Here is a 327-nt window from a genome sequence, read left to right as displayed (position 1 = left end):
GGGTCTGTTCCGACGACAGGAAGAAGTTGCGTGCCACCTGCTGGGTGATGGTCGAGGCGCCCTGGCGCGAGCCGCTGGTCGCGTTGTGCAGGGCCGCGCGCAGGATGCCCATGTAGTCGACGCCGCCGTGCTGGTAGAAGCGGTCGTCCTCGATCGAGAGCACGGCCTTCTTCATGACGTCGGGGATGTCCTTGAAGCGCACCAGGGTCCGGCGTTCTTCGCCGAATTCGCCGATCAGGACGTTATCGGCCGTGAAGATCCGCAGCGGCATCTTCGGACGGTAATCGGTGATGGTGTCGAGCGCCGGCAGGTTCGGGTAGGCCATCG

1 protein-coding gene is annotated in these 327 nt (G+C 64.8%); it reads right to left on the bottom strand.

Annotated elements, in window-relative coordinates:
- Positions 1-327: transglycosylase domain-containing protein (locus KVT32_RS29345; protein ID WP_217619346.1), on the bottom strand; the 327-nt coding region annotated here is incomplete at both ends.

It is taken from the genome of Achromobacter sp. GbtcB20, assembly GCF_019091095.1.
GTDB classification, from domain to species: Bacteria; Pseudomonadota; Gammaproteobacteria; order Burkholderiales; family Burkholderiaceae_B; genus Achromobacter; species Achromobacter mucicolens.
The sequence above is the reverse complement of the archived record's forward strand: the minus strand, read 5'-3'. Positions and strand labels throughout refer to the sequence as shown.